9 protein-coding genes are annotated in these 24728 nt (G+C 44.4%); 3 read left to right on the forward strand and 6 right to left on the reverse strand.

Annotation, left to right across the window (positions count from 1 at the left end; genetic code table 11):
• Positions 1-24: 24 nt before the first annotated feature.
• From FHS86_RS04250 to FHS86_RS04260, 3 genes are all read right to left on the reverse strand, one after another.
• Entirely contained in the window at positions 25-3186 is a 3162-nt protein-coding gene (locus FHS86_RS04250) for a rhamnogalacturonan lyase family protein (protein WP_429411484.1), read from the reverse strand.
• Between the two features lie 81 nt (positions 3187-3267).
• Positions 3268-6300: a glycoside hydrolase family 2 protein gene (locus FHS86_RS04255; RefSeq protein ID WP_429411486.1), complete on the reverse strand. Its 3033-nt coding sequence runs from the start codon at positions 6298-6300 to the stop codon at positions 3268-3270.
• 118 nt (positions 6301-6418) lie between these two features.
• Positions 6419-10372: a hybrid sensor histidine kinase/response regulator transcription factor gene (locus FHS86_RS04260; protein WP_429411488.1), complete on the reverse strand. Its 3954-nt coding sequence runs from the start codon at positions 10370-10372 to the stop codon at positions 6419-6421.
• Between the two features lie 294 nt (positions 10373-10666).
• On the opposite strand from FHS86_RS04260, the gene FHS86_RS04265 reads away from it, so the two are divergent.
• From FHS86_RS04265 to FHS86_RS04275, 3 genes are all read left to right on the forward strand, one after another.
• A complete protein-coding gene (locus tag FHS86_RS04265; protein WP_429411490.1) occupies positions 10667-13744 on the forward strand; it encodes a SusC/RagA family TonB-linked outer membrane protein in 3078 nt (1025 codons plus the stop codon).
• Positions 13745-13764: 20 nt separating this feature from the next.
• On the forward strand, positions 13765-15387 hold the full coding sequence (locus FHS86_RS04270) for a RagB/SusD family nutrient uptake outer membrane protein (protein WP_429411492.1): 1623 nt from the start codon (positions 13765-13767) through the stop codon (positions 15385-15387).
• A 65-nt stretch (positions 15388-15452) separates the two neighbouring features.
• Positions 15453-17861 carry a TIM-barrel domain-containing protein gene (locus tag FHS86_RS04275; protein ID WP_429411493.1) on the forward strand — a complete coding sequence of 803 codons (2409 nt, stop codon included), beginning with the start codon at positions 15453-15455 and terminating at the stop codon, positions 17859-17861.
• Between the two features lie 141 nt (positions 17862-18002).
• Here FHS86_RS04275 and FHS86_RS04280 read toward each other — a convergent pair whose 3' ends face one another.
• From FHS86_RS04280 to FHS86_RS04290, 3 genes are all read right to left on the reverse strand, one after another.
• Positions 18003-21647, reverse strand: coding sequence for a hybrid sensor histidine kinase/response regulator transcription factor (locus tag FHS86_RS04280; RefSeq protein WP_429411495.1), 3645 nt, complete (start codon positions 21645-21647; stop codon positions 18003-18005).
• Between the two features lie 11 nt (positions 21648-21658).
• Complete coding sequence (locus FHS86_RS04285; protein WP_429411497.1) at positions 21659-22684, reverse strand: glycoside hydrolase family protein; 1026 nt, start codon at positions 22682-22684, stop codon at positions 21659-21661.
• Positions 22685-22758: 74 nt separating this feature from the next.
• Positions 22759-24726: an alpha-L-arabinofuranosidase C-terminal domain-containing protein gene (locus tag FHS86_RS04290; RefSeq protein WP_429411499.1), complete on the reverse strand. Its 1968-nt coding sequence runs from the start codon at positions 24724-24726 to the stop codon at positions 22759-22761.
• Positions 24727-24728: the final 2 nt, after the last annotated feature.

Raw genomic sequence — 24728 nt, forward strand, 5'->3', positions numbered from 1 at the left:
CAAAATCATTCAAAGTTAAAGTTTTCATTCTTTTACAAAACGCTTAAAGTAAACATTCTTGCTGTCAGTTATTTTTAACAGATAAATGCCGGGCTGAAGCGCTCTGGTACTGATTGTTCTATTTTCGTTTAAGTCAGCAGTAAACACGCGCACTCCAGCAACAGAAAAAATCTCCCCATTTACTGATCCGGGTAGCGCATTGGCAAGAGTAAAGTGTAAGATGTCTTTTACCGGATTGGGATAAATATGGAGTTCATTGTGAAAAGCAGCTCCGGCTTTGGCTCCTGTACCAGTGGTGTTTTTTATGGCGGGTAGCTGAGCCGCCAGGTAGTCGCCATCGATGATCTGTTGCCTTAGTCCGGGGCCACTCCAGGCCACTGCCATGTGGTCGTCGCCTTCACCTTCCTTGTGCAGTGCTTCGATGTAATAGGCTGCACCGGCAGTTAGTTCAATTGTCACAGATGTCTGTTCGGGGTATTTGTCCCATTCTTCTCTTGCGGTTTCACCCGGTAGGTAAGCAAGACGTGAAAGCTTGGTTTTACTGGTATCGGCGCTAAGCCATAATTCAGCCTGCTCGTTGCCCGAGATATAAAACTGATAGCTTCCTGTTTGTATGGGATACAGGTAGCCGCTGATGCGTGAACCATAATGATCGGCCCATCCTTCAACCGGCAGTGTGAATTGGTCAATGGTCTGACTTCCATCAGGGCTTGAAGGAAAATTGCTGTTAGCAGTCAGATCATCGATTTTGTTGCCGGGGATGTTGGTCCACCATTCGCGAAGCACTGTGCCAACAGTTGTACCGCTTAATTTGATGTTGTCGAAACTTGCCGTGCATGTTGCAGCTGGATCACTGCTTGAAACAGCTATTCCGTAACAGGCAGCAGGATTAAATACAAGTTCGCTGGCACTGAGTTGTATCCAATTTGTACCATCATTCGAATAGGAAGCAGTGAAGGTATTTCCTTCGCGATTCATTTTTAACCAGCAGGGTAATTCTATACCGGGTTTATTAATCAGACTTGTAGTTCCTCCTTTTTCGGCACGGTACTGGAAATTCAGGCTTCCGCGAGAGGAAAAAGCAAGCAGGATGTTTTTTGCATCGTTTGCGGTGTTTTCTCTGATCATGATGCCGGCTTTTGAAAGCTGATTAATTTGATCGATTGAATTGATGAGGGCAACTATCTGGCCATCTCCCTGGATTGTTTGATACACCATGTGAAATTCGTCACGGGCTTGCGTAATGCCTGCACCGGCCGCCGTAATGAACAGACTGCTGTCGTTGGCAATTCCTGCCGAACCGTTTTTGATGGCCGGACCAATGTTCATTTCCTTCCAGGGGAAAGCCAGGGGTTGAAAAACCGATTCGGTTTTAAGCAAAGTGATGTCAGGTTCCGGAGCGCCGTCGGCAAAGTAGTAGCCCACATGTGCCGGCTGGTTGTAGCCAATGGCCTGGACTGCAATATTCATGCGATACACGGGGTCGTGCATCAGTGTGTAATTTTTTCTTTCGGTAGGAATGATGGTTGAGAACAGCAGAAATTCAGTGTTGTTACCATTCTTCCAGATGATTTCTTCACGCCAGTCGCCAAGAATGTCGGCCACCAGGTTGACATCGTTTTTCGAACCATGTATGGTTGATGCACCATAGTGGTAGCCGGTCATGAGGCGGCCATAAACACCATCGTAGAGGATGGTTCCGTCGCGCAGTTCCCTTTGTACGTCACCATCCCAGTATACCGGCTGATAATAGGGGTTCAGCTTGGTTGAAATTTCATTTCCCTTGCTGTCGTGGTTGGGAAAGCCAATGGCAACCACTTCGGAACCGCGGTAGGCCGGATCGACATCGGCGGCCCAGGCGCGCCCTATGTCACCTTCGTGTCGTTTTTCCCACAGTATTTCACCGGTGGCTGCATCGCGCATCGAAATGCCGTAAACATTGTTTTCGTGGGGTTGAAAGAATTCGAGGCCCGGATGATCGGGATCGTGATCGGCCAGGTGGTCGGCATCACCATGTCCCATGCCGGTTGAATAAAGCCCTTTCCCATCGTGATCGAAAGCGCAGGCACCATACATGAGTTCGTCGGAGCCATCGTTGTCAACATCGCCCACCGAAACGCTGTGGTTGCCCTGACCACGGTAGCGTTCGTTACCCGCCCACTCGCTGTCGAAGGTCCAGACATTTATTAATTCATTGTTTACCAATCGATAAGCCTGCAAGGCAATGCGGGTGTAGATACCCCGGCCATAAACAACGATCGGGCCATGTTCGCTGGTGTGCAATACTGCAGCTTTGATGGAGCTGGCACGATGTCCGTAGGAATCGCCCCATACGGCCTTCTGCTGGCTGAACGGCCCCAGCTCGGGCCAGTAGGGCACGGTGGTGATTTCTTTTCCACTTTCGCCGTCAAAAACCGATAAATAGGCCGGGTCGGTCAACAAATTACCCGATGAACGTTGAATGACCAGTGCATCGTTGTCGGTGGCAGCCGGGCCCTGGCTTAGATAAGCACCTGTTCCGTCTTTGGTTCCGGGTCCGGTTTTTGCCGTAAGCTCAGCTTTTCCGTCGCCATCGAGATCGTAGGCCAAAAACGACATCTTGTTGGTAGATACATTAGGGCCTCCTTCAATTCTCCACAGGCTGTTTCCCTCAAGATCAATTGCTTCCAGAAAGCTTTGGTCCGGACCGCTTTCCCATTCAAAAATGATTTCGTATTGTCCGTCTCCGTCAAGGTCGGCCACGGCAGCATCGCCGGGCACATACACGCGATTGTCTACAACAGGTGGCTGGGGGAGTGGAATGCGCTTGAAAGGAAAGTCGGGTGAATTGCCTCCGGCTTGTTGTTCCCATACCCGAGCCGCCATTGAGGCTTCCATCTCCTCCCCGTTGATAATGGGGATGACATGGTAGTAATCGTTGCTTGTTCCTTCCTGGTCGATGTAGTTGGTCGAAGTGACGACAGGTGATGTGTTGATTTTGTTGTTATTCCGGTAAATATTGAAACCAATGTCAACAGGCTCGGTACCCAGCATGCGCCACGAGAGGAAGACTCCTTCGTTAAGCTCCATGGCAACCAGCCCGCGGTTGAGGTATTCCATGGGGCGCTGGGCATAGCCCGTAAGGCTTATAATAATTGTAATAAAAATACCTGTTACGATTTGCTTTGTGAAGTATAATCTGTTCATGGGAATTGTTTCAGGTTTATGTTGCTTTTGCTTTAACAAATGTTGGCTTTAATAGCGCGCTTGTGCGCTGTTTTAGTTGTGTTATGGCTTTTGAAAGACTTCAATTTCTGCGATATTCAATCGACCAGCGTCTTTAAATTTACGTTCACGGGCCATCGAGTTGTTGGTCATTTCGGCCATGTTGAACTGACTTTTATGGAAGTCGGCTTCGCCAATCAGTCGAATTTTAAGCTGATCAATTTCAACAGGTTCTTTGAATTCTACATAATAGAAGCCAAGGTTGGGCGAGGTCATTCCGTTGAAAAGAACTTTGTCGCCTGCAGTAATTTCAATGGGGTAACTCGAAGTACGCCATCCACCCAGTTTTAAAGCGATTTCGCTAACCGGGGCTTTTCGTTCGAGCTGGTACTCGATCCAGGCGTTTTCTTTCCCGCCCTGGTTCGACCAGCTGGTGGTCTGGCGACCGTCGAAACTGTTTTGGGCTTCATTTTCGCGTGAGCCGGCTTTTACGCTGCTAATATTCACTTGTATGCGCGAAACTTTATAAGCCGGTGTTTGCGGTGTAGGACCTTTTTCAAGATAAACAGGCAGGCTTGCGGTCTGTTTGTATCCTGTCAGTCCATTTTCAACTTTTATGGGACTGCTGGTAAACGACAGTTCGGCAGGATTAAGTTGCGAAGCTACCGATCGTGCTGTGAGGCTTATTTTGCCAGCTTTGCTCAGCGAACGGATGGCTACACGGTTGATGCCTGCTTCGACCGGCAGGGTTTTCGAAAGGATGAAATTACCGGGGCCCTGGGCAATGCCTCCGCGCCATTCGGCAGGTCCGTCGAGTTCAAATTCGATCATGTCGAGGGCAGTGGGGCAGCGGTTTCCGTCTTTATCAACCACCTCCACATCAACCAATGCCACATCCAAACCATCGGCTGTGAGACCGCCGGGAGCTGTGTGCAGTGTGAGTTGTATGCTTTCGGGTTTGCCTGTAGTAGCTAAAGTGGCTGTATGTACCTGCTGATTATTTCGATCGTAGCTAATGGCCTTCAGCTCCCCGGCTTCCCATTTTACCTTGTTGAAGGTGAAAAGAAAACCGTGTTCCTTTTCGGCAAAACCTAAAGAACGACCGTTTAGTTTCAATTCTACTTTATCGGCCGACGAAACAACACTTACATCTTTTTTGAGTCCCGGGTGATAATTCCAGTGACCAATGATGTGTGCACCGTGTTTTTCCACATCGACCCAGCCATTCCACATAACCTGGTGAGCGTAAAAGGCATCCTTGGGCAGGCGCATGGCATCGACCTCGCCACTTAGGCGGTAGTTTTGAGTTCCCCGGTGGTGGGTGTTGGTTTCCGAAAATATGATGTTGACACCGCCCGAACTGACCCTGTTGCCGGTTCCGGGGCGTTCGCGGTAATATTCATACCAGCGTTTTACCACATTGCGGGCATATTCATCCATGTTTTGATTGTAGGCACTGGCATCCTGGCCTTTGTACAGCGGCCCCACGCCATGTTTGTGAAAGGGTTGGGTGTAGTTGTCCCAGTATTTTCGCAGGCCTTCGTCGCGCATGTATTCCATGGCCCAAACGGGCATGTTGTCGCTTTTGTTGATGTAAAGCATTTCACCGCCAAATTCCGACACCTTGCTGTCGAGCATTTCACGTGACCCGGCAGCCCTGCCTCCATAAGGATCGTACTGATCGCGAACCTCAATGAGTTCCTGCATGTGTTCTTCCGAAATACCTTCGTTTCCGCCTTCGTAAAACAAGATGCTGGGGTTGTTACGGTTGTAAATGATGGCATCGCGCATCACTTCAACCCGGTGTTCCCAGCGCCGCCCTGTTACGTCGCCTTCGGAGTCGCCTGCCGGCATGGCCTGTATTAAGCCAACACGGTCACACGATTCAACGTCCTGTTTGCTTGGGGTGATGTGCATCCAGCGCACCACGTTGCCATTGCTTTCCACCATTTGCCGGTTGGTATAATCGCTCATCCAGTGGGGGATGTTGATGCCCAATGCCGGCCATTCGTTGGTGGTACGCTGGGCATACCCATGAACCATGATGGTGCGGTCGTTGAGCTTGATCAGGCCCTTTCCGAAGTCAGTTTTTCGGAAACCGGTGCGGGTCGAAACCTGGTCGATGATCTCACCATCTTTCTTCAGTAGGGTGTTTACAGTATATAGATACCCATAACCCCAGCTCCAGAAATTCAGGTCGTTTACTTTTGCCGCTGCTTTGGCTGTTCGTGTTGCTCCGGCAGGAACACGGATTTTCTTTCCTTTGAAGGTTTTTACCAGTTTCCCGTCGAGATCAATGAGTTGTACTTCGTATTCAAGCTGAACATCGTTTGAACTTTCGTTTTTAATTTCGGTTTCGGCATGAATGCTTGCTTTTTGCCCGGCAACGTCAAAATCGGTGGCATAAATATACTGGCCGGTAGTACCCAGATTGCTGTACAAGGGCAGGGTTTGATATACCTTGCCGGTAAGGTGCAGTTTCACGTTTTTATTGATGCCCCCGTAGTTGGCATTGAAATTACGATCGTTCCACTGATAGGTCGAATTGGTGGCTTTTTCGCGGTAGTCCCATGCATTGTCGGTACGCACTGCAATGACATTGTCGGCATTGCCGTATTTTATGTATTCCGAAATGTCGAAGCCAAAGGCCATGATCCCGTTTTCGTGCAGGCCAACATAGTTTCCGTTGACATACACTTCGGCGGCATGACGCACACCTTCGAACTCGATAAAAACTTTTTGATTTTGCTGTTTTTCAGGAACTTTAAAAGTCTTTCGATACCAGGCTATGCCGGTCGAAAGGTCTTTGATGTCGTTTTTAAAGGCTTCGTCCTCGTTCCAACTGTGGGGCAGTGAAACCGTTTTCCACGATGAATCGTTGAATGAGGGGGCCGATGCATTTTCATCGTCGCCCACAAAAACCTTCCATTCGTAGTTGAAATTGTAAGTTGCCCGTATATTGTTGTTGGCAAACGAATGACTTGTATACAAAGAAAAGAAGAGCAAAAATAAGGTGGAAATTTTTGTCAGCTGAAAGCATTTATTGCTGCTTTGTTTCGATTCCTTTGTTGTTTTGCTATTTACCGGATACTCCATAGATGTCAATTTTAGGTGATTTTAGTGACTTCAAAATTAGCTTGAAACACCCGGGAGTGGGCTATCACCTTTTGACAAATGTATGTCATATCCTGCCAAAACTTAAAGGGAGAATAGCTTACCGGTAATCAGAAGGCTTTTTCCCAAATTCATTTTGGAAACACTTGCTGAAATAGCTGAGGGTATTAAAACCTACTTTTTCGGCTACTTCGGATACCGGGAGACCCTGTTCGAGTAATTGCGCCGCGCGTTTTAGCCTTATCGAACGAATGAAAGCAGTTGGGTTTTGCCCTGTGAGTGCCATTATTTTTCGGTACAAGCCGCTGCGTTCCATGCACATATCGCTGCTAAGTTGTTCTACCGAATAGGATGCATTTTCCATGTTGATTGAAATGAAATCGAGTGCCTTCTTGATTAATTTTTCATCAATGCTGCTGGATGTTAACGATTGCGGATTAACGACAATGGCATTTTTGAATAGTTTTTTTCGCAGTTCATGCTTATCGATCATATTTTGAATCTGCAATTGCAATATTTCCATATTAAATGGTTTTGAAACAAAGGCATCGGCTTTTGCTTCAAAGCTGTCTAATTGAGCTTCATCCGAAGTTTTAGCGCTTAGAACGATTACCGGGATGTGTGAAACCTGTATGGTTGATTTAAGTTGATGGCATAACTCAATGCCATTCATAACAGGCATCATCAAATCGGTTAAAATCAGGTCGGGCAAATGTTCAAGGGCTTTTGTGTAGCCTTCGTTGCCATCGGCAGCTTCAATTATTTGATAGGTTCCGGAAAGTTCTTTTGATAAAAATGTTCGAAATTCTGAATTGTCTTCAACCAAAAGTATTTTTAACGGTGATTTTTGGATTGAAGCATCATTGTGAATCAGCGTTTCGGTATCTGGTTCAAGGTTGATGGGTATTCGTACTTTAAAGCTGCTTCCCTGGTCGATTTTGCTGTTTAATTCAATTTCGCCCTTGTGCAGTTTTGTGTATTCATGTACCATGTGTAAGCCAATTCCACTACCGGTGTTTTGCATTTTATTGTTTTTTACCTGGTAGAAGCGACTGAATATTTTTGCCTGTTCATTTTCAGGGATACCATAACCATCGTCTTCAATTGTAATTTCTATTGCAGGAATATTGCCCTTATTTATATGATTGTTTTCAACTTTAACTGTAATTGTTCCATCCTGTCGGGTGTATTTAAAAGCATTCGAAAGCAGGTTAATCACTATTCTTTTAAGCTTATCCTTGTCGATGTAAAAATTAGATGGCTCGATGTCGATATTCCACGTAAAGCTGATATTTTTATCAGTGGTTAATTCGTTGAATGGGTTAAAGATATTTTCGAGAAAAGTATGCATGTTGCAAAAACTAAGCTGAAGCGTTTCTCCTTTAATTTCGAGTTTTCTAAAATCGATCAATTGGTTTATTTGGTTTAGTAAGTCATTGGCATTTTGTCTTATCTGGTTTATTTGTTTTTTGAGGTCTTTGTCTTCGATTTTCTTTACGATCGTGCTTAGTGGCGTAATAATTAAACTAAGCGGTGTTTTTAAGTCATGACTCACATTGGTGTAAAATGATAGTTTCATCAAGTCAAGTTCTTCCTTTTGAAGGCGTTTAATCTTTTCGCTTTTCTGTTTGATAATAATAACTGAAATGAAAAGTGTAGAAGCCATAAAAAATACGATGTATAAGATATATGCTAAGGTTGTTCGCCAAAATGGCGGGTGAATAGTGATGCTTAGCTGTGCTGGTGGGGCATCCCATTTTTCAATGTTATTGGTGGCATAAACGGTGAATTGGTAATCGCCGGGTGCAAGGTTGGTGTAAACAGCTTTTCCGCTACTGGTATATGGTGATATTTCGTTCCATTTTTCATCAATGCCATTTAGCATGTAACGGTAATGTGTTCGGGCCGGATTCGTGTAGTTCAAAGCTGAAAATTCAAAACTGATGAAATTTTGTTTGTATTGTAGATTTATGCGGCTTGTTTTCGCCAATGAATTTTCAAGAATCACTTTGTTATCGTACTTTTTTCCTTGTTCAATCTCGTTGCCTGAAATGAAAAATCTAGAGATCAGTGGCGTAAAAAGTTGTTCTTCGTTGGACTGATTATCGTTGATGTTTAGCTCATTCATGCCATCAATGCCTCCCCATAAAAGATGCCTGTCGCTTGTTAAAAATACCGACCCGGGGATGAATTCATTGTTGAGTACTCCATCAAAATGGTTGTAATTTTCAAAATTGTAAGAGAATGCATCAGCTTCTTTTTTGACGGATATTTTTGATATCCCGTTTGATGTGCTGATCCATATACGTCCCAGGTGATCTTCGTAAATTGATTTTATCGAATTGTTAACCAGGCCATTACTTCTGTAAAAAGATTTCAGCGTTCCGGTTTCAGTCTCCCATACATGTAAGCCATCGTAGGTGCCAAACCATATAAAACCTCTGCTATCTTTTAGTAACGAGTTGTATTTGTGATTGCTATGACTGAACATAGCCGGTTTAGGAGAATTATTGGTATGTGGAAAATGAACGGACATTTTTTCTATGTCGAGAATGAACAGCCTGTTGTATGTTATGCCAAGTATTGAGTCGGGTTTATATCTTATTAGTGAGTGTGTTTGTGGTAAATCTATGTTTAACGATTCAATGGTTTTATGCTCAATATCGAACGAAACCAGGCCGCTGCTGGTACATAAGATAAGATGGTCCTTGTAGGTTTGAAAAAAGTCAAGTATCGGCTCAGTGTAGTGGTAACGTTCGATTTTGTCTCCGATTTCGAATAGGCCTTGATCTTCTGTTCCTAGCCAAAGTTGCCTGTTTTCGTCCCGAAAAAGCACATTGCAATGAAGCGTTGATGGCAGATCATGAACGAGTGCCATTTGTTGTGTTTTTTTCGAATATTGATAGATTCCTTTTCGGGTGCCAATCAAAATATTTCCATCATTTTCTTCAAAACAGGTGATTTCCAGTGTTTCATCATCGGCCGTATTAAAATACGATCGCCCGTAGTTTCTGAATTTAAATCGATTCGGGTGGTAATATAAGAGTCCCCGATTAAAGGTTCCTATCCATAAACCTCCATTTTTGTCGTGGTATTGGGTACTTATTTCAGTTTTAAAAACTTCACCATCAATGAGTTTGATGTTTGGAAGATGTTCTTTTTTAAGTGTCTCATGATTAATTATCCATATTCCCTCTGCTGAACTTAACCAGCAATTTTTTTCATTCTCAATGGTTAAAGTGTTGAACCATGTATGGGTTTTGAAAATGGTGTCCCAATTTCCGTTTTGTGTGTTGTAACGGTGCATAATACCCCCGTTGGAACCGTTTCTAATTTGGTATAAATAATGTTTGTATGGAACAACCATTAAGGTATAGGTATAGGTGTTGTTGTGTTCACTATTCGGAAAGTGGGTACTCAAAATCTGTTGCCTGCTAGTGGTGTCGAAACACAATATGATGCCTGACCTGTAAAAAAGATATAGATTTTGATTAACTGTTGCTAAATCGTAAAGCTGGTCGTTTTGTTCAATATTTGAAGTAAGATCGTCTATAAACAACTCACAACGGGTACTGCCTGATTTTCTGTAAATAAGTTCATTTTTAGTGCTTACATACCAAAAGTCGAAGTTGCTATCCATAAACAAATCAGCAATAGAGTCAGTAAGCCCAAAGTCTTCCAAAATTTGTTTTGTGTTGCTCACAAAACGTTCTTTCTGAAGATCAAAAAGCATTAACTGGTGCTCGTTTTTCAACCATAAATAATTTTCATTGTCAACATAGCTGTGATGAAAACCTGAATAAGCCGATAAATTATATACCTGATTTTCGTTGTAGTGAAGCGACTGGAAATAGACTCCATCATAAAAATTAACCTGACCTTCGGTTATAAACACCATCCGTCCATCGCTTAATTGATTAATACTGCGAATTCGATTGTCAAAAAGCCCTTGTTCGTGGTTGATGCGCGAAAAAACATAATGATCTTGTGCCAATGCTGCCATGGGCATCAGCAGGGCAATGAGAACAAGGTATCGGATGGTATTAAAAAACATTGAATAAAAATATTGAAAAAATGAACACCATGTAGCCTGGAGTAGTCTTCGTGGGATTATAAAGAATGCTGAAGCCTTGTAAGTATATGTATGTGAATTCAATACGCGTGTTTTGCCTCCTTCGTTTATCTTAAATATCAACCATAGTGATAATTCTTGCAACATTTGTTTGCTCCCTTGCGCTTACACGACGATAGCTTTGTTTCCGGGTTTTGTATTCAGATTAAAATGACTTGTTCATTGAGATTAAAGCAAGACGCAATAGAAGAATGTATAATAAATCTAATTTAAACTATGAAAAAAGAAGTTACTAACAATTGGAATGGAGCTATGCTTCAAATTCCAAAGTTTTTACGAACTCCAAGCGTATTCATCATGCTTTGTGTGTGCTCACTTTTGTTGTTTAATGTAATCGACTCCTATGCGAACAACAACAATGAATTGATCGAAAAAGCAAAGATGCAGCTGAATGCACAGGAGTCGAAGGATGTTGCAGGTAAGATTGTCGATGAAAATGGAAATCCGGTAGTTGGAGCAACGGTTGTGGTAAAAGGAACAACGCACGGTACCATTAGCAATCAAAATGGAGTTTTCGAGCTCGAGAATATTGACGAGGGAGCTACCTTGGTCGTTTCATTTATTGGAATGGAAACCAAGGAAGTATTGGTCGATGCTTCTGAAATTAATATTACACTTGAATCGGGGAATATCGGATTAGACGAAGTGGTTGCAATTGGCTACGGAACGGTTAAAGCCGGCGATGTTACCAGTTCGGTGGCCAGTGTAAAGCCCGAAGAGTTTAATAAAGGAGCTATAAAAGATGTTGGTCAGCTTGTTCAGGGTAAAGTGGCAGGCTTAGTTGTAACAAACCCCAGTGGCGATCCCACATCAAGTACGCAAATTAAATTACGGGGTACCAATACCCTGGGTGGTGCCAATACGTCACCCTTGGTGCTTATTGATGGTGTTCCGGGTAGTTTAACCACCGTACCACCCGAAGATGTAGAAAGCGTTGACGTATTAAAAGATGGTTCGGCAGCAGCAATATACGGTACAAGGGGAAATAATGGTGTTATCCTGATTACAACCAAACAGTTTAAAAAATCAGCAGGGGCGGTAAATAAGGTGGATTACAGCGGGTATATAAGTACGGCACAAATTGCCCGGGAGCCTGAAATGCTTACAGCTGATGAATTTGCTGCATTATATCCGAACGAAGATCATGGCTATAATACAGAATGGCTAAATGAAATTACCCGGACTCCACTATCACACGTTCACAACCTAACTTTTCAGGGAGGCAATAGTGCAACGAATTACATCGCAAATGCAAATTATAACTCATCGGAAGGTATTATGATGAAGTCGGCCAACGAAACATTTAAAGGCCGATTTCAGGTAAATCATAGTATGTTTGGCGATCTACTGAAGTTTAAGTTGGGTGTTATCGGTATGACCAATACTCATCCTTCAACCAGCAGCAACGGAAGTTTTAACGGTTACACGTATCGCATGGCAATCTCCCGAAATCCTACCGATCCGGTAAAAAATGAAGATGGAACATGGCACGAAAACTTTAGTAAGTTTGAATATGAAAACCCGGTGGCCAGGCTTAATGAGAGTGATGGTCAGGTTAAAAACTCGGAGGTACGGTTTAATTCAAATATAGTGTTTAAACCATTCGAGAATTTAACATTTAATGCCGTGTTATCGTATTTGCGCTATAACAGGACCTATGGTTATTCAGAAACCTTGAGTCATGTATCGTCGTTACGCGACGGGTTGAATGGATGGTCGTCGGTTGGCGCAACGACAAGAGCTGAAAAAGTAGCCGACCTTACGGCCTTATACGAAAATGAAATTGGCGATCATGATTTTAGTTTTCTTGCCGGTTACAGCTACAATGAGTCGGATTACGAAAATATGTACTTCAATAATTATGGCTTTCAGGATGATTATTTTGGAGGTTGGTACAATATAGGTATTGGTTCAGCATTGAAAGAAGGAAAGGCCGGAGCCGGCTCTTCAAAAAGCACTTCAAACTTAATTGGTTTCTTTGGTCGCGGAACTTATTCATATAACAATCGGTATTTGTTGATGGTAAGCCTTCGATACGAAGGTGCCAGCCAATTGTGGGGAACCGATAACGAATGGGGTTTATTCCCTTCAATATCACTTGGATGGCGGATTACCGAGGAAGAGTTTATGGCCGATCAGGAAATATTCGACAATTTGAAACTGCGTGTGGGCTATGGTGTTACAGGCTCTCAACCCAACCAGGCTTTTCTGGGAGTGGGTATGCTTATGTATGGTAAGTATGCTTATGTTGATGGCAAATGGTTACAGACCATCGTTCCCGCATCAAACCCAAATCCCGATCTCAAATGGGAAGAAAAAAAGGAAACAAATATCGGTTTAGATTTTTCGGTTTTAGATCACCGCTTGTCGGGATCGATCGACCTGTATAACCGAACCGTTGATGGTTTATTATACGATTTTGCCGTATCGGTACCACCATACGATTATGGCTGGATTAAAGCCAACGGTGGAGTTATGGTAAATAAGGGTATTGAATTTCTTTTTTCGACAGTACCTGTTAAATCAAAAAATCTTGAATGGAATTCTGATATCACCTTCTCAAAGAATAGTAATAAACTCGAAAGCATCAACGGTAAAGTATTTAAAACCGATTATGATTATTTCGACACAGGATGGCTGGTCGAACCGGTTAAAACTCAGTCGCATCGGGTGCAGGTAGGAGAGCGTATTGGTAACTTCTGGGGATATAAGGTAACAGGAGTTGACGATGAAGGAAAATGGATATACGAAAATGCCGAAGGAGAGGCAGTTCCTTACGATGAGTTTACACGCGCTCCCGAAGATAAGCAGGTAATAGGAAATGGACTGCCAACAATGTATGCTGGCTGGAATAATACATTCAGGTACAAAAACATCGATTTAAGCATTAATATGAGAGGTGCTTTTGATTACCAGATCATTAACGAAGCCCGGATGTATTACGAAAACACAAAAAACAGTCGTATGGAAAACCGCTTGTCGTCTGTTAACGATTTAGTTTTCGGCAAACAAAAACTAAGCACCGAAATTGATCCCGAGTTTAATAGCTACTATGTTGAGGATGGCGATTATTGGAAAATTGATAATGTAACCCTGGGTTATACCTTAAATAACACGGGTCGTTACCTTCAGTCGGTTCGGGTTTACGGATCGGTGATTAATGCGCTAACGATAAGCGGATACAAAGGGGTTAACCCCGAAGTGAATACCTCGGGGCTGTCTCCGGGGCACGATAACCGAAATCAGTATCCCAGTGTACGCATGTTCTCGTTGGGTGTAAATATTCAATTTTAAACATTAAAATTAGCAGTAAAATGAAAACAAAAATATTTAAGTGGAACAGCCTTTTTATTTGCCTAATTGTAGTTTTTAGTTCTTGTATAGAACTGAAAGATGATAGCTACGGCAATGTAATTGGTTCGCAATACAATCCTCAAACCGAAGCCGATGTTAGTTATTTGATTAATGCAGCTTATGTGCCCTGGCGCGAAACCATGTTGTTGTGGAATGGTGTGGTACGAGGGCAGGAATTATGTGCCGACCAGGATGTTATACCCGCCCGTCCTAATGGTTGGGTCGATGGAGGTATTTATAAACGTTGGCATCAGCACGTTTGGACCACCGACGATAATTCGGTTTGGGAACCATGGAATCGGACCTACAATGGAATTACGACCTGTAATCGTTTGCTGTCGCAGATCGAAGACGGTACAATTGGTGTTGAAGGGGATGCTAGAGAACGTTTAGTGTCCGAACTCAAGGTGTTGAGGGCTTCTTATTATTACATCCTGATTGATTTCTTTGGGAACATTCCTATTGTAACCGATTATAAAGATGTAAACCTGCCGACGCAAAAAACACGTTCTGAGGTGTTCGATTTCATTGTTGGCGAGATAAACGACAATATTGATAATCTTTCAGAAGAGCCACGTGGCTACTACTATGGGCGCTTTAATAAATGGGCTGCATATACTTTACTTGCAAAAATGTATCTCAACTCAGAGGTGTGGACTGGTAACGCCCGTTGGGATGATTGCATAGAAGCTTGTGATTATGTTATTGCCTATGCCGAATCAAGTGGAAACTATGCATTGGAAACCAATCAGAAAGACGTATTTGTAACCAATAATGAAAACTCGGTTGAAATAATTTTTGGTTTGCCCGAAGACGAAATATATGTAACCGACTGGAATGCTTTTGATTTCCATTTATTTACACTTGCTTCTGAAAATCAAAAAACCTATAATTTTACGAATGTTCCGTGGGGTGGTGTTTGTGTCATTCCTCAGTTTATTAATACATTCGACACGGATGACATGAGGTTGAAGGAGAATTTTCACTTTGGGCAACAGTTTACAGCCTCGGGCGATACCTTGTATCGGAGCGACAATGGTGAACCAATGGTTTATGTGAACAATGTTCCAAGTATCGACCAGTCAACAATGTACGACGGATACCGCTGGGGGAAATTCGAATATGCTGTAGGAAGTACCAATCGCTTAAGCAACGATTGGCCTTTGTTCCGATATGCCGATGTGTTGCTTATGAAAGCCGAGTCGCTTATGCGAAGTGGTAAAAGTGGGGCAGGTGCGTTAGTTACACAAGTTCGTGAGCGGGCTTTCAAAAACAATCCGGAAAAGGCCATTGTAACCGACGATGATTTGCTTCAGGGGAGTTTATACGATTATGGACGTCGTGATACCTATGAAACAACAACAGAAGGAGGAGATGACATTCAATATGGCCGCTTTCTGGATGAACTTGCCTGGGAATTTACACAGGAAGGACGCCGCCGCCAGGATATGATCCGCTTTGGCGTTTTTACAACCAAATCATGGTTCTCTCATGATGCCAGCAGCAGCTACCGTAATTTGTATCCCATTCCCAATCAGGCGCTTTTAACCAATTCTAACCTGAAACAAAATCCCGGATATTAGAAGCTATATTTATGGTTGAAAAGTCATAACTTTATTGACTTTTCAACCTGTTTTAATCAACAATTATGAAAAAATTGAACGTATTATTTATTGTTTTTTTATCGGTTTTATTTTCGTTTGGAAATACGGTTTCGGCTTCATTAAGCGGCGAAAACGGCTTTAAGGAAACCGTCAATTCAGTTGAAATTCAAATCGAATTTTATAGTCCCGAAATTGTACGGATTGTTAAAATTCCGGCTGGTGATGTTTTTCAAAAAGAAAGTTTTTCTGTAGTGAAACAGCCTGAAAGTATTGATCTTGAGTCGAAATCCAGTGACGACGAATTCATTGTTTCTTCGTCGAAAGTGGCTGTTCATCTGAATCGTAAAACCGGTAAAATTTCATTTTTCAGCAGCGACGATCAACTTTTACTTGCCGAAAAAGATTATGGAATTCATTTTACGCCAATTAAAGATGTTGACGACGACAGCTATGTGGTAAAACAGTCGTTTGTACTGGATAAAGAAGAGATGGTGTACGGACTGGGGCAGCATCAGGATGGCAATATGTCGCAACGCAATCAGAAAATATATCTTTTGCAGGACATATTGATTACAGCCATACCTGTAATGCATTCGAACAAGGGATACGGAGTTTTCTGGGATAATTATTCCCCGGGGTATTTTACCGATTCGCCCCACGAAACTTCATTTGAATCGACCGTGGGCGACTGTGCCGATTACTATTTTATGTACGGCGAAAATGCCGATGGGGTAATTGCCCAAATTAGAGCGTTAACCGGGCAGGCTCCCATGTTTCCATACTGGACATACGGTTACTGGCAAAGTAAGGAACGCTACAAAAGCCAGGATGAAACCGTAGGTGTGGTTCAAAAATACCGAGAATTGGGCGTGCCGCTCGATGGTATTATTCAGGATTGGCAATACTGGAGTGATAATTACCATTGGAATGCCATGGAATTTCTGAATCCGAAGTTTTCAGAACCACAAAAAATGGTCGATCAAATTCACGATTTGAACGCTAAGGTTATTTTCTCAATCTGGTCGTCGTTTGGTCCCAAAACCAAGCCATATCAAACGTTGAGCAAGAAGAACATGCTTCTCGATTTTACAACTTATCCGGTGGTGCATACCAACATCTGGCCACAGCCCGATACCGCCAAACCATCGGGGGTAAAAGTGTATGATGCCTACCATCCCGAAGCACGTGATATTTACTGGTCGTATCTTAAAGATGGAATTTACGATTTGGGAGTCGATGGCTGGTGGATGGATTCAACCGAACCCGATCATTTTGAAAGGAAAGATGAAGATTACAATACCCCTACTTACCTGGGCTCGTTCAGAAAATATCGCAATCTTTTTCCGTTGATGACTGTGGGTGGAGTTTACGATCATCAGCGCGAAACGAGCAGCGACAAGCGGGTGTTTATTCTTACCCGATCGGCTTATGCCGGACAGCAACGCTATGGCGCCAACGCGTGGTCGGGCGATGTGGTAACCGACTGGACCGTACTTCGAAACCAGATATCGGCCGGGCTGAACTTTTCACTCACCGGGCTTCCGCATTGGAACAGCGATATTGGTGGTTTCTTTACCTGGAAATTTAAAAACGGGGTGCAAAATCCGGCTTTTCGTGAAATTTATGTGCGCTGGTTGCAGTTTGGAACCTTTTGTCCGATGATGCGCTCACACGGAACCGATACGCCACGCGAGATTTATCAGTTTGGCGAGAAGGGAACATGGGCCTACGATGCCATCGAAAAATTTATCAATCTTCGTTATCGCCTGTTGCCATACATCTACTCCGTTTCGTGGGATGTTACCGCCAATGCATCAAGTATGATGCGGGCCTTGATGATGGACTTCGGGCACGACCGGAAGGCACTCGATATTAACGATCAGTACATGTTTGGGAAGTCGATACTGGTATGCCCGGTAACTGAACAGATGTACACCGAAAACGATGGCAAAATGAATCCGCCCGATTTTAGTGTTGTTAAAAGCCGAAATTCGTATTTGCCTGCTGGCAGCAAATGGATTGATTTCTGGACCGGTGAAACATTCGAAGGCGGACAAAATGTGGAAAAGCAAACGCCAATCGATATTATGCCGCTGTATATTAAGGCGGGCTCTGTGATTCCGATGGGCGAGTTAGTGCAGTATGCCAACGAAAAGAAAGGAACGGTTGAATTAAGAGTTTATCCTGGTGCCGATGCACATTTTGTGCTTTACGACGACGAACGCGATAATTACAACTACGAAAAAGGAGAATATGCCACCATCGATTTGCAGTGGAACGATGCAGAAAAGAAACTCACCATTGGCGAAAGAGTTGGCAGTTACAAGGGAATGCCGAAAAAAATCACCTTCAACATTGTAGTGGTAACCGAAAATAAAGGGCTTGGAATAGAATTGCCCCCTTATGATAAAACCCTCACCTACAAAGGGAAAAAAGTAGAGCTTGAATTGTAAAGCCTGGTTGAATACATTGTATCACCCGATGATGATAGCTGTTATTTCATTGGGTGATCTTTTAACTAGGTGCATTTTAATATTTTTGATTGTGATGAAACGAGTGATTTGCTGAACGATTATCCCGTTTATCACAGATGTTCACGAATGCATCTTTGCATATTTTGAAGGGCTGCATCCGAAATGTTTTTTGAAGGTGCGGGAAAAGTTCGATGGTTCGGAGTAGCCGGTTTTGAATGCGACTTCTGAAACGTTCATTTTAGATGTAACAATCAGCCTGGCTGCTTCATCCATGCGTACGCGTACTATGAATTCGTGAACGGTACTCCCGCTGATGGCATTGAGTTTACGGTAGAGTTGGCGAGGACTGATGCCCAATGTTTCGGCCAAAAAATCGGTGTTGAAACTGGTGTCTTCAATGTTTTCCTTAATAACATTGATCACCTTGCTGATGAAATCATGATCGATTTGATTGACCTGCTCATTAATTTCAGAAAGGTGTTCTTTTTGAGCCAGTTGCTTTTGCAAACGCTGCCGGTTGCTGATGATGCTTTTCAGCTGCGCTTTGAGTACATCCATGCTAAATGGTTTCGACAGGTAGACGTCGGCGCCGGTTTCAAGTCCTTCAATGTGATGGTGATCGGCGGTTTTGGCTGTGAGCATAAGCACTGGAATGTGGCTGGTTCTTACGTCCGACTTCACCCTGCGACACAGTTCAATGCCATCGATGCCCGGCATCATAATGTCTGAAATGATGATGTCGGGTATGTTTTCCAGCGCACTTTGCAGCCCGTTACGTCCATTGAATTCCTGATAAAGTGTGAACATTTCTTTTAGTTCGATGGCCAGGTAGTCTTGTATGTCGTGGTTATCTTCAACAATCAACAGAGAGGGGAGGAGGGTTTTCGCTTCATCACCAGGCTGGCGGGTTTCGCTAGCAGCCCATTCAGGCGGACTTTGTGGCGGTGTATTTTCCCGTTTTTCGGGGGCCGGCTCAAAGGGAAGCACAATATGAGCGCTTGTTCCCTTATTGGGTGTGCTGCTCAGCTGAATGCTACCTCCCATCAATTCTACATAATTCCGTATAATGGCAAGTCCCATACCCGATGAAGTTCCGTAAAAGGGTTGTGCCCCTTCGTTGTTGAAGGGTTCAAAAATACTTTCGAGAGCTTCGGGTTGAATGCCAATTCCATTGTCTTTTACAATAATTTTCAGACAGTTGTTTTGGTCAATACTGGTCGAAACAATAATTTCGCCATCATCGGGAGTATATTTTAGCGCGTTTGATAAAAGGTTAAGGAGTATCTGTTGCAGCTTCTCCTTGTCGATGAAGCCTGAAGGTTGATCACCCGAATGATGTATGACCTTCAGGCTGATATTCCGCTCTTTGGCTGAGGCTTCAAATGCATTGATGGTATCATCAGCTACTGTGATAAGGTCGCATAACACCGGATGGGCAAGTAGTTTGCCCGATTCGGCTTTTCGGAAGTCGAGCAACTGGTTAATCAACCTGTTTAGCAGTTCAATATTTTTGTTGATAATCGAATGGTAAAACCGTCGTTTCTCAGCACTGATGTTTTTTTGCTGAAGTTGCCTGAGTGGATCGGCAATGAGCGTAAGCGGTGTTCGCAGCTCGTGCGAAACATTGGTGAAAAAGTTGAGTTTTTCGCGGTTGAGTTCGGCTTGTTTTTCGGTGTTTATTTTTTCGTAGCGCAGCTGGTTTCTCAATTTAATTCGGGTAGCCAGAATGTTGTAGGCCAGGTAGAAGGCTGCATACAGTAGGAGGAAGTAGACAATCATGGCCTGGTAGGTGGCGTACCATGGCGAGTGAATGCGGATGTTGAGCGTCACCTCAGTCGATTCAATATTTTCGGGTGAAAGTGCTTTGGCGCGAAAGATGTATTTTCCGGCCGGGACTTTTAAAAAGGTAGCTTCGTTGTACGATGTTTCCATCCATTCGTCGGTGTAGCCATCGAGCTGGTAGCGATATTTGTTTTCTGAAGGGTTTTCGTAATGAAGAGCGGCCATTTCAATTGAAAAATCACGGTTCGCATAGTCTAATTCAATGCTTCTCTGATGGGACAATGATTGCTTCAGAACAATTTCCCCGTTCACTTCTTCTCCTATTTTCAGTGCTTTGCCTGATAAAGAGAAATGCTTTAGCGTGATTAATGGAGGGTAGGGGGATTCTTCAATTTCAACAGGATTGAATGATACAAAACCTTCGCGGGCTCCAAAGTAAATGGTCTGGGTTAGCGTGTCGTTATAACAGGCGCCATCGAGAAAGCTCCAGCGAATGTTGTTGTCCGAAATGTAATAGTTTGAAATTTTTCCCGAGTGAATTTCCAGCTTCGAAATTCCACTTTTGTGCGATAGCCAGATATTTCCCTTGTTGTCGCCACTTACAGCTGAAATGTAAGGGTCGGGTAGCCCGCTTTCAACGGTATATTGTTCTACTTTCAGGCTTTGAGGATCGATGCAGTTCAGCCCGTTGGTGGTACCGGCCCATATTTTCCCGTTTTCATCTTCGTACATCGAATAAACCATGTTACTACTAAGACTGAATGTCTGATCATGCATGTTGTTGTTGATGATTACGGTATCGTCTGGTGTGAGTTGGTCATCAAAGGTCATTCGGATGATGCCACTGCCTTCGGTGGCCAGCCAAAGTCTGTTTTGGGCATCGCGATGAATGTGCATGATGCTGTGATTATTGATCAGGCCGGTGAGCTGAATAATTTCAACCTGCTTGTTTTGTGTATTTACCCGTGCCAGGGCATCGTAAAGACCAACCCAAATGTAAGGAGCCTTGCCTATAGCGATGGCATAAACCGACCAAATGCTGAGATCGGGTGTAAGATCGCGGCTGATGATGTTTTCGCCTGCTCCGTTGCTGGTGTTGTAGCTTATAAGTCCGTTCGTGCTTCCAATCCAAAGATTCCTGTCGACCAGACACATCGATCGGATTGATTCAACCCTGGTAATGGTTTTTACCTGTCGGGGAGTACTGTGATTTTCGGACCACTGATATTGAATAATACCCATGTTATTGGTGCCTGCAAATAAGGCATCATCGCTTTTTAACAATACCCTGGCCGATGATTTTATTTGCTGTTGCTGATTGTTGATTAGGCAATAATGCAGAGAGAATGCTTTTCGCCTGGTGTTGGCCTTAAAAATGCGGCCACTCCGGGTTCCAAGCCAGATAATTTTTTGATCATCAATAAAGAAATAACTTATGTGGTCGTCTTTTAAACTACCGGGCTGGTAGATATCCGATTGATATTTAATGGTTTTTCCGCTTTCGCTGTGAATGGCTGTTAAGGTATTCGCCTCGATAATGTAACGAAATCCGTTGATTAAGGAATGGCTGTTGATCATGTTGGCCGAGCCGTTAAGTAGCACGTTTACATTGCGGGGTACTGCCGCTTCTTCAATGATATTGAAATGATCGAGACGGTAGTTGAATCTGAGATATTGTCGGTCGAAGGTGTAAACCCACAGGGTTTTGTTGTCGTCGGTAATGATGTTGCGGATGCGGTTATTGGGGATGTTTCTTTCAGGGGTGTTAGATCGAAAAACTTCAAAGCCCTCGCCATCATAGCGGTACAAACCGTTCCAGCTGCCAAACCATAAATAGCCCAGCGAATCTTTGGCGATGCCGTGTATCGAAGTATTGGGAGAAGAATAGGCGGTAAGCTGCTCAAAAAACAGATTCTGGCCTGTTGCCCAACTGTAAATCAACAATGAGGCAGACAAAAGCCATAATCTGAGCAGCTTAGGCATGTTGCTTCCTTTCAGGGTTTCATTAAGTTAATTTTCACCGCTTCGTCTCTGTGACATATTAACTCGCCATTTTCGTAAAACAGTTCGGTAAGCTGAATGGAACTTCTTCGTTTCTCGTATACCATCGAGTCGGGTATTTCGGGGCGGCGTCCCGGGTGGGTAAAATAGAAGACAAAGGCCCTGTCGTTCTGCACCACTACATCGGGATGCCCACCCATCACCTTGTCGTCGGGTCCGGTGCCGGGTTCCTGCAGGATGTTGTCGGCTTGCCTGTTCCATGTTTTCAGGTCGTCCGACTGATATACAGCCAATCCCCGCCAGGCGTCAATTACCATCCACCAGGTATTTTGCCAGCTGAAGACCTTGGCTCCTTCGCCGCGAAATGAACCGCCAGCTTTTCCCATGTCGGTCCAGTTATAAAGATCGGGGCTGTCGGCATAATACATGGTTTTTCCTTCGGCTTCGTTGTTGTACCACATGCGCCAGTTGCCATCGGGCATTTGCACCACGCAGGCGTCGATAACCTTTTCGGAAGCCAGGTTCAGCTTCGACTCAAAATCCCAGTCCATGCCGTTTTTGCTGCTCAGGTGAACAATCCAGCGCGGATGTCGCCAGTCGGTAAAAACCCCCGGCACATAAGTGAGGTACATGTGATACAGACCTTCATGTTCGATTACTTCGGGCGCCCAGTGGGTGTATTCGGGCACAGGCCGATAATTGATGTTGCAGGTGTCGAGGTAGTTCCAGGTGGCGCCACCATCGGACGATTCGGCGATGCCAATGCGTGTTCCGTGCACCCAGTCGACGCCCTGAGCGTTTTCAAGATTGGCCCTGCGGTTGGTGTAATACATGAACCATTTTTGTGCCGGTTCATTCCATATTACCACCGGGTCGGCTGCTCCGTCGTAAACCGGATCGCGGTAAAGTGGTTTGTCGGCCACTTGGGCTTCGTTGGAAGACCGGCAGCCGGCTAAAATGGCAAAAAGGAGCAAAAGCAGGATATAGCTGATCTTAAAATGTGTGTTTCGAATCGTCATGGTTTAAATATTTTAAATGCTCCGGAGCATGGTCCCGGAGCTTCAATACAACAATTGAAATCGTTGTAAGCAATTTATTTTAACTGAATCTTCACCACCGATACCGAGTGAGGCTTCAGACTGATTTGAGGAAGCGCCGACTTGTAGCTTATGGTGGTGGTTTCTTTTTCAAAGTTGTTGCTGCCTCCTACTTCATTGTAGGTCGAAAGTGGTGCAGAAAGTGACTCAATAAGGAGTTCACTTCGGGGCTTTGCTTTTGCATCGGCAGTATTGATTTCAACTTCTTTTTTTTCGGATGAAACATTGACCAGCTTCAGTAGGAGCAGCTTTTGCTCGTCGTCGATGCTGACACTAGCATACAAACTATCCTGTCCGATCAGTTCATTTCCTTCTTCTTTCACCGGAAGAATCCGATTGCCTTTGTTCAGTGAAAAGATTTGCTGCACGAAATAATTGGGTGTTGGCATTGCATTGAGGTTGTCGAACCAAATCATATCGGGGTTCCACTGCCATGCATTCTTGTTGGCCAGCAGGGGTGCATAGGCGGTCATCACTACGATGTCGGCATTACGTTCGAGTCCGGTCATGAAAGCTGCTTCGGTGAGGGCTGCCCACCAGTTATTGCGGGCTTCGGGTGCCTTGTTTTCGGTACGCACATGCGAGGCATATTCGCCGGCAAACACTTTTGGACCGTTGCGGTCGAAGCTGTCGTAACGGTTGGCATTTTCGAGAAACCAGTTGGGTGGTTTGTAGTAGTGTTCGTCAATAATGTCGGCATTCAGGGCAGTCAGTTCTTTCCACAGGTAGGTATTGCGCTCGTCGGTGGTGGGGCCGGCTGCCGAAATGATTTGAATTTCGGGATGCTTTTCTTTCAGTACTTTATGGAATTCCCTGTAACGTTCGATGTACTGAGGTCCCCACTGTTCGTTTCCAATGCCCAGGTAAGTCAGATTGAATGGTTCGGGATGTCCCATGTCGGCACGCAATTTTCCCCACTTACTTGAAAGATCGCCGTTGGCAAATTCAATCAGGTCGAGTGCATCCTGTATGTAGGGTTCAAGGTCTTCCATGGCAGCCACCTCGCCGGAGTTGTACTGACAGGCCATGCCACTGTTGAGTATGGGCAGTGGTTCGGCCCCCAGGTCTTCGGCCAGCAGGAAATATTCATAGAAACCAATTCCGTAGCTTTGAAAATAGTCGGGCGTGTAACGGTGCCGGAATTCATCGAGCCAGCGATTTTTAATCAGCACACGTTCTTCGATGGGGCCAACCGTATTCTTCCACTGGTAGCGGTTTTCGAGGGTATAACCTTCAACAATGCAACCTCCGGGGAAGCGCACGAAACCCGGCTGGAGTGCTTCCAGCATTTCGATCAGGTCACGACGCAAGCCTTTGGGACGGTTCTTCCAGGTGTTTTGTGGAAAGAGCGATACCATGTCGATGTCGATGCTGCCTTCGCCTTCAAAGAGTACTTTCAGCTGGGCATTGGCCTCGGTTTTTGAGGCTTTAAAGCTGACCTGGTATTCTTTCCAGTTTTCGTTAAAACCATCGAGCCGGCCTTCGCCGATTACCAGTCCTTCGGCATCGATTAGCTGAATGGTCATTTTCAGGTCCTTGTCGAGTTTGCGGGCCATGATGTAGAAATTGTAGCTTTCGCCTTCACGGATTCCCATGCCTCTGAAACCTTCGTTGCGCAAGCCGAACGCTTCGTTTGTATTGTAACGTTTGATGCGTAGAAAACGGGAGTTGTTGCCAGCATCACCCGAGTGGTTCACTGCCACCACTTCGCCTTTCCCCATGTCGAGGTTGATGGCATGCCAGCCCATCATGGGATGGCGAAATTCAAAGGAGCGGTTTTTTACCAACTCGGCATAAATACCGCCATCGGCAGCAAAATTGATGTCTTCGAAAAAGATTCCCCACATGGTGGGAGCTACTTCGGCCAGGGTTTCCCCCGTTTCGATGGTGAGCTGATGTTTTGTCTGTGCTTTTCCACAGAGGGAAATAAGCATCACGACCATAATAAGTAAAGCGTTCTTCATTG

This window comes from Roseimarinus sediminis (genome assembly GCF_050433125.1).
Lineage (GTDB): Bacteria > Bacteroidota > Bacteroidia > Bacteroidales > Prolixibacteraceae > Roseimarinus > Roseimarinus sediminis.

Coding starts and splice junctions, on each gene's coding strand:
- FHS86_RS04250 (WP_429411484.1), bottom strand. CDS start 3,186: ATGAACAGATTATACTTCACAAAGCAAATCGTAACAGGTATTTTTATT.
- FHS86_RS04255 (WP_429411486.1), bottom strand. CDS start 6,300: ATGGAGTATCCGGTAAATAGCAAAACAACAAAGGAATCGAAACAAAGC.
- FHS86_RS04275 (WP_429411493.1), top strand. CDS start 15,453: ATGAAAAAATTGAACGTATTATTTATTGTTTTTTTATCGGTTTTATTT.
- FHS86_RS04285 (WP_429411497.1), bottom strand. CDS start 22,684: ATGACGATTCGAAACACACATTTTAAGATCAGCTATATCCTGCTTTTG.
- FHS86_RS04260 (WP_429411488.1), bottom strand. CDS start 10,372: ATGTTTTTTAATACCATCCGATACCTTGTTCTCATTGCCCTGCTGATG.
- FHS86_RS04290 (WP_429411499.1), bottom strand. CDS start 24,726: ATGAAGAACGCTTTACTTATTATGGTCGTGATGCTTATTTCCCTCTGT.
- FHS86_RS04270 (WP_429411492.1), top strand. CDS start 13,765: ATGAAAACAAAAATATTTAAGTGGAACAGCCTTTTTATTTGCCTAATT.
- FHS86_RS04265 (WP_429411490.1), top strand. CDS start 10,667: ATGAAAAAAGAAGTTACTAACAATTGGAATGGAGCTATGCTTCAAATT.
- FHS86_RS04280 (WP_429411495.1), bottom strand. CDS start 21,647: ATGCCTAAGCTGCTCAGATTATGGCTTTTGTCTGCCTCATTGTTGATT.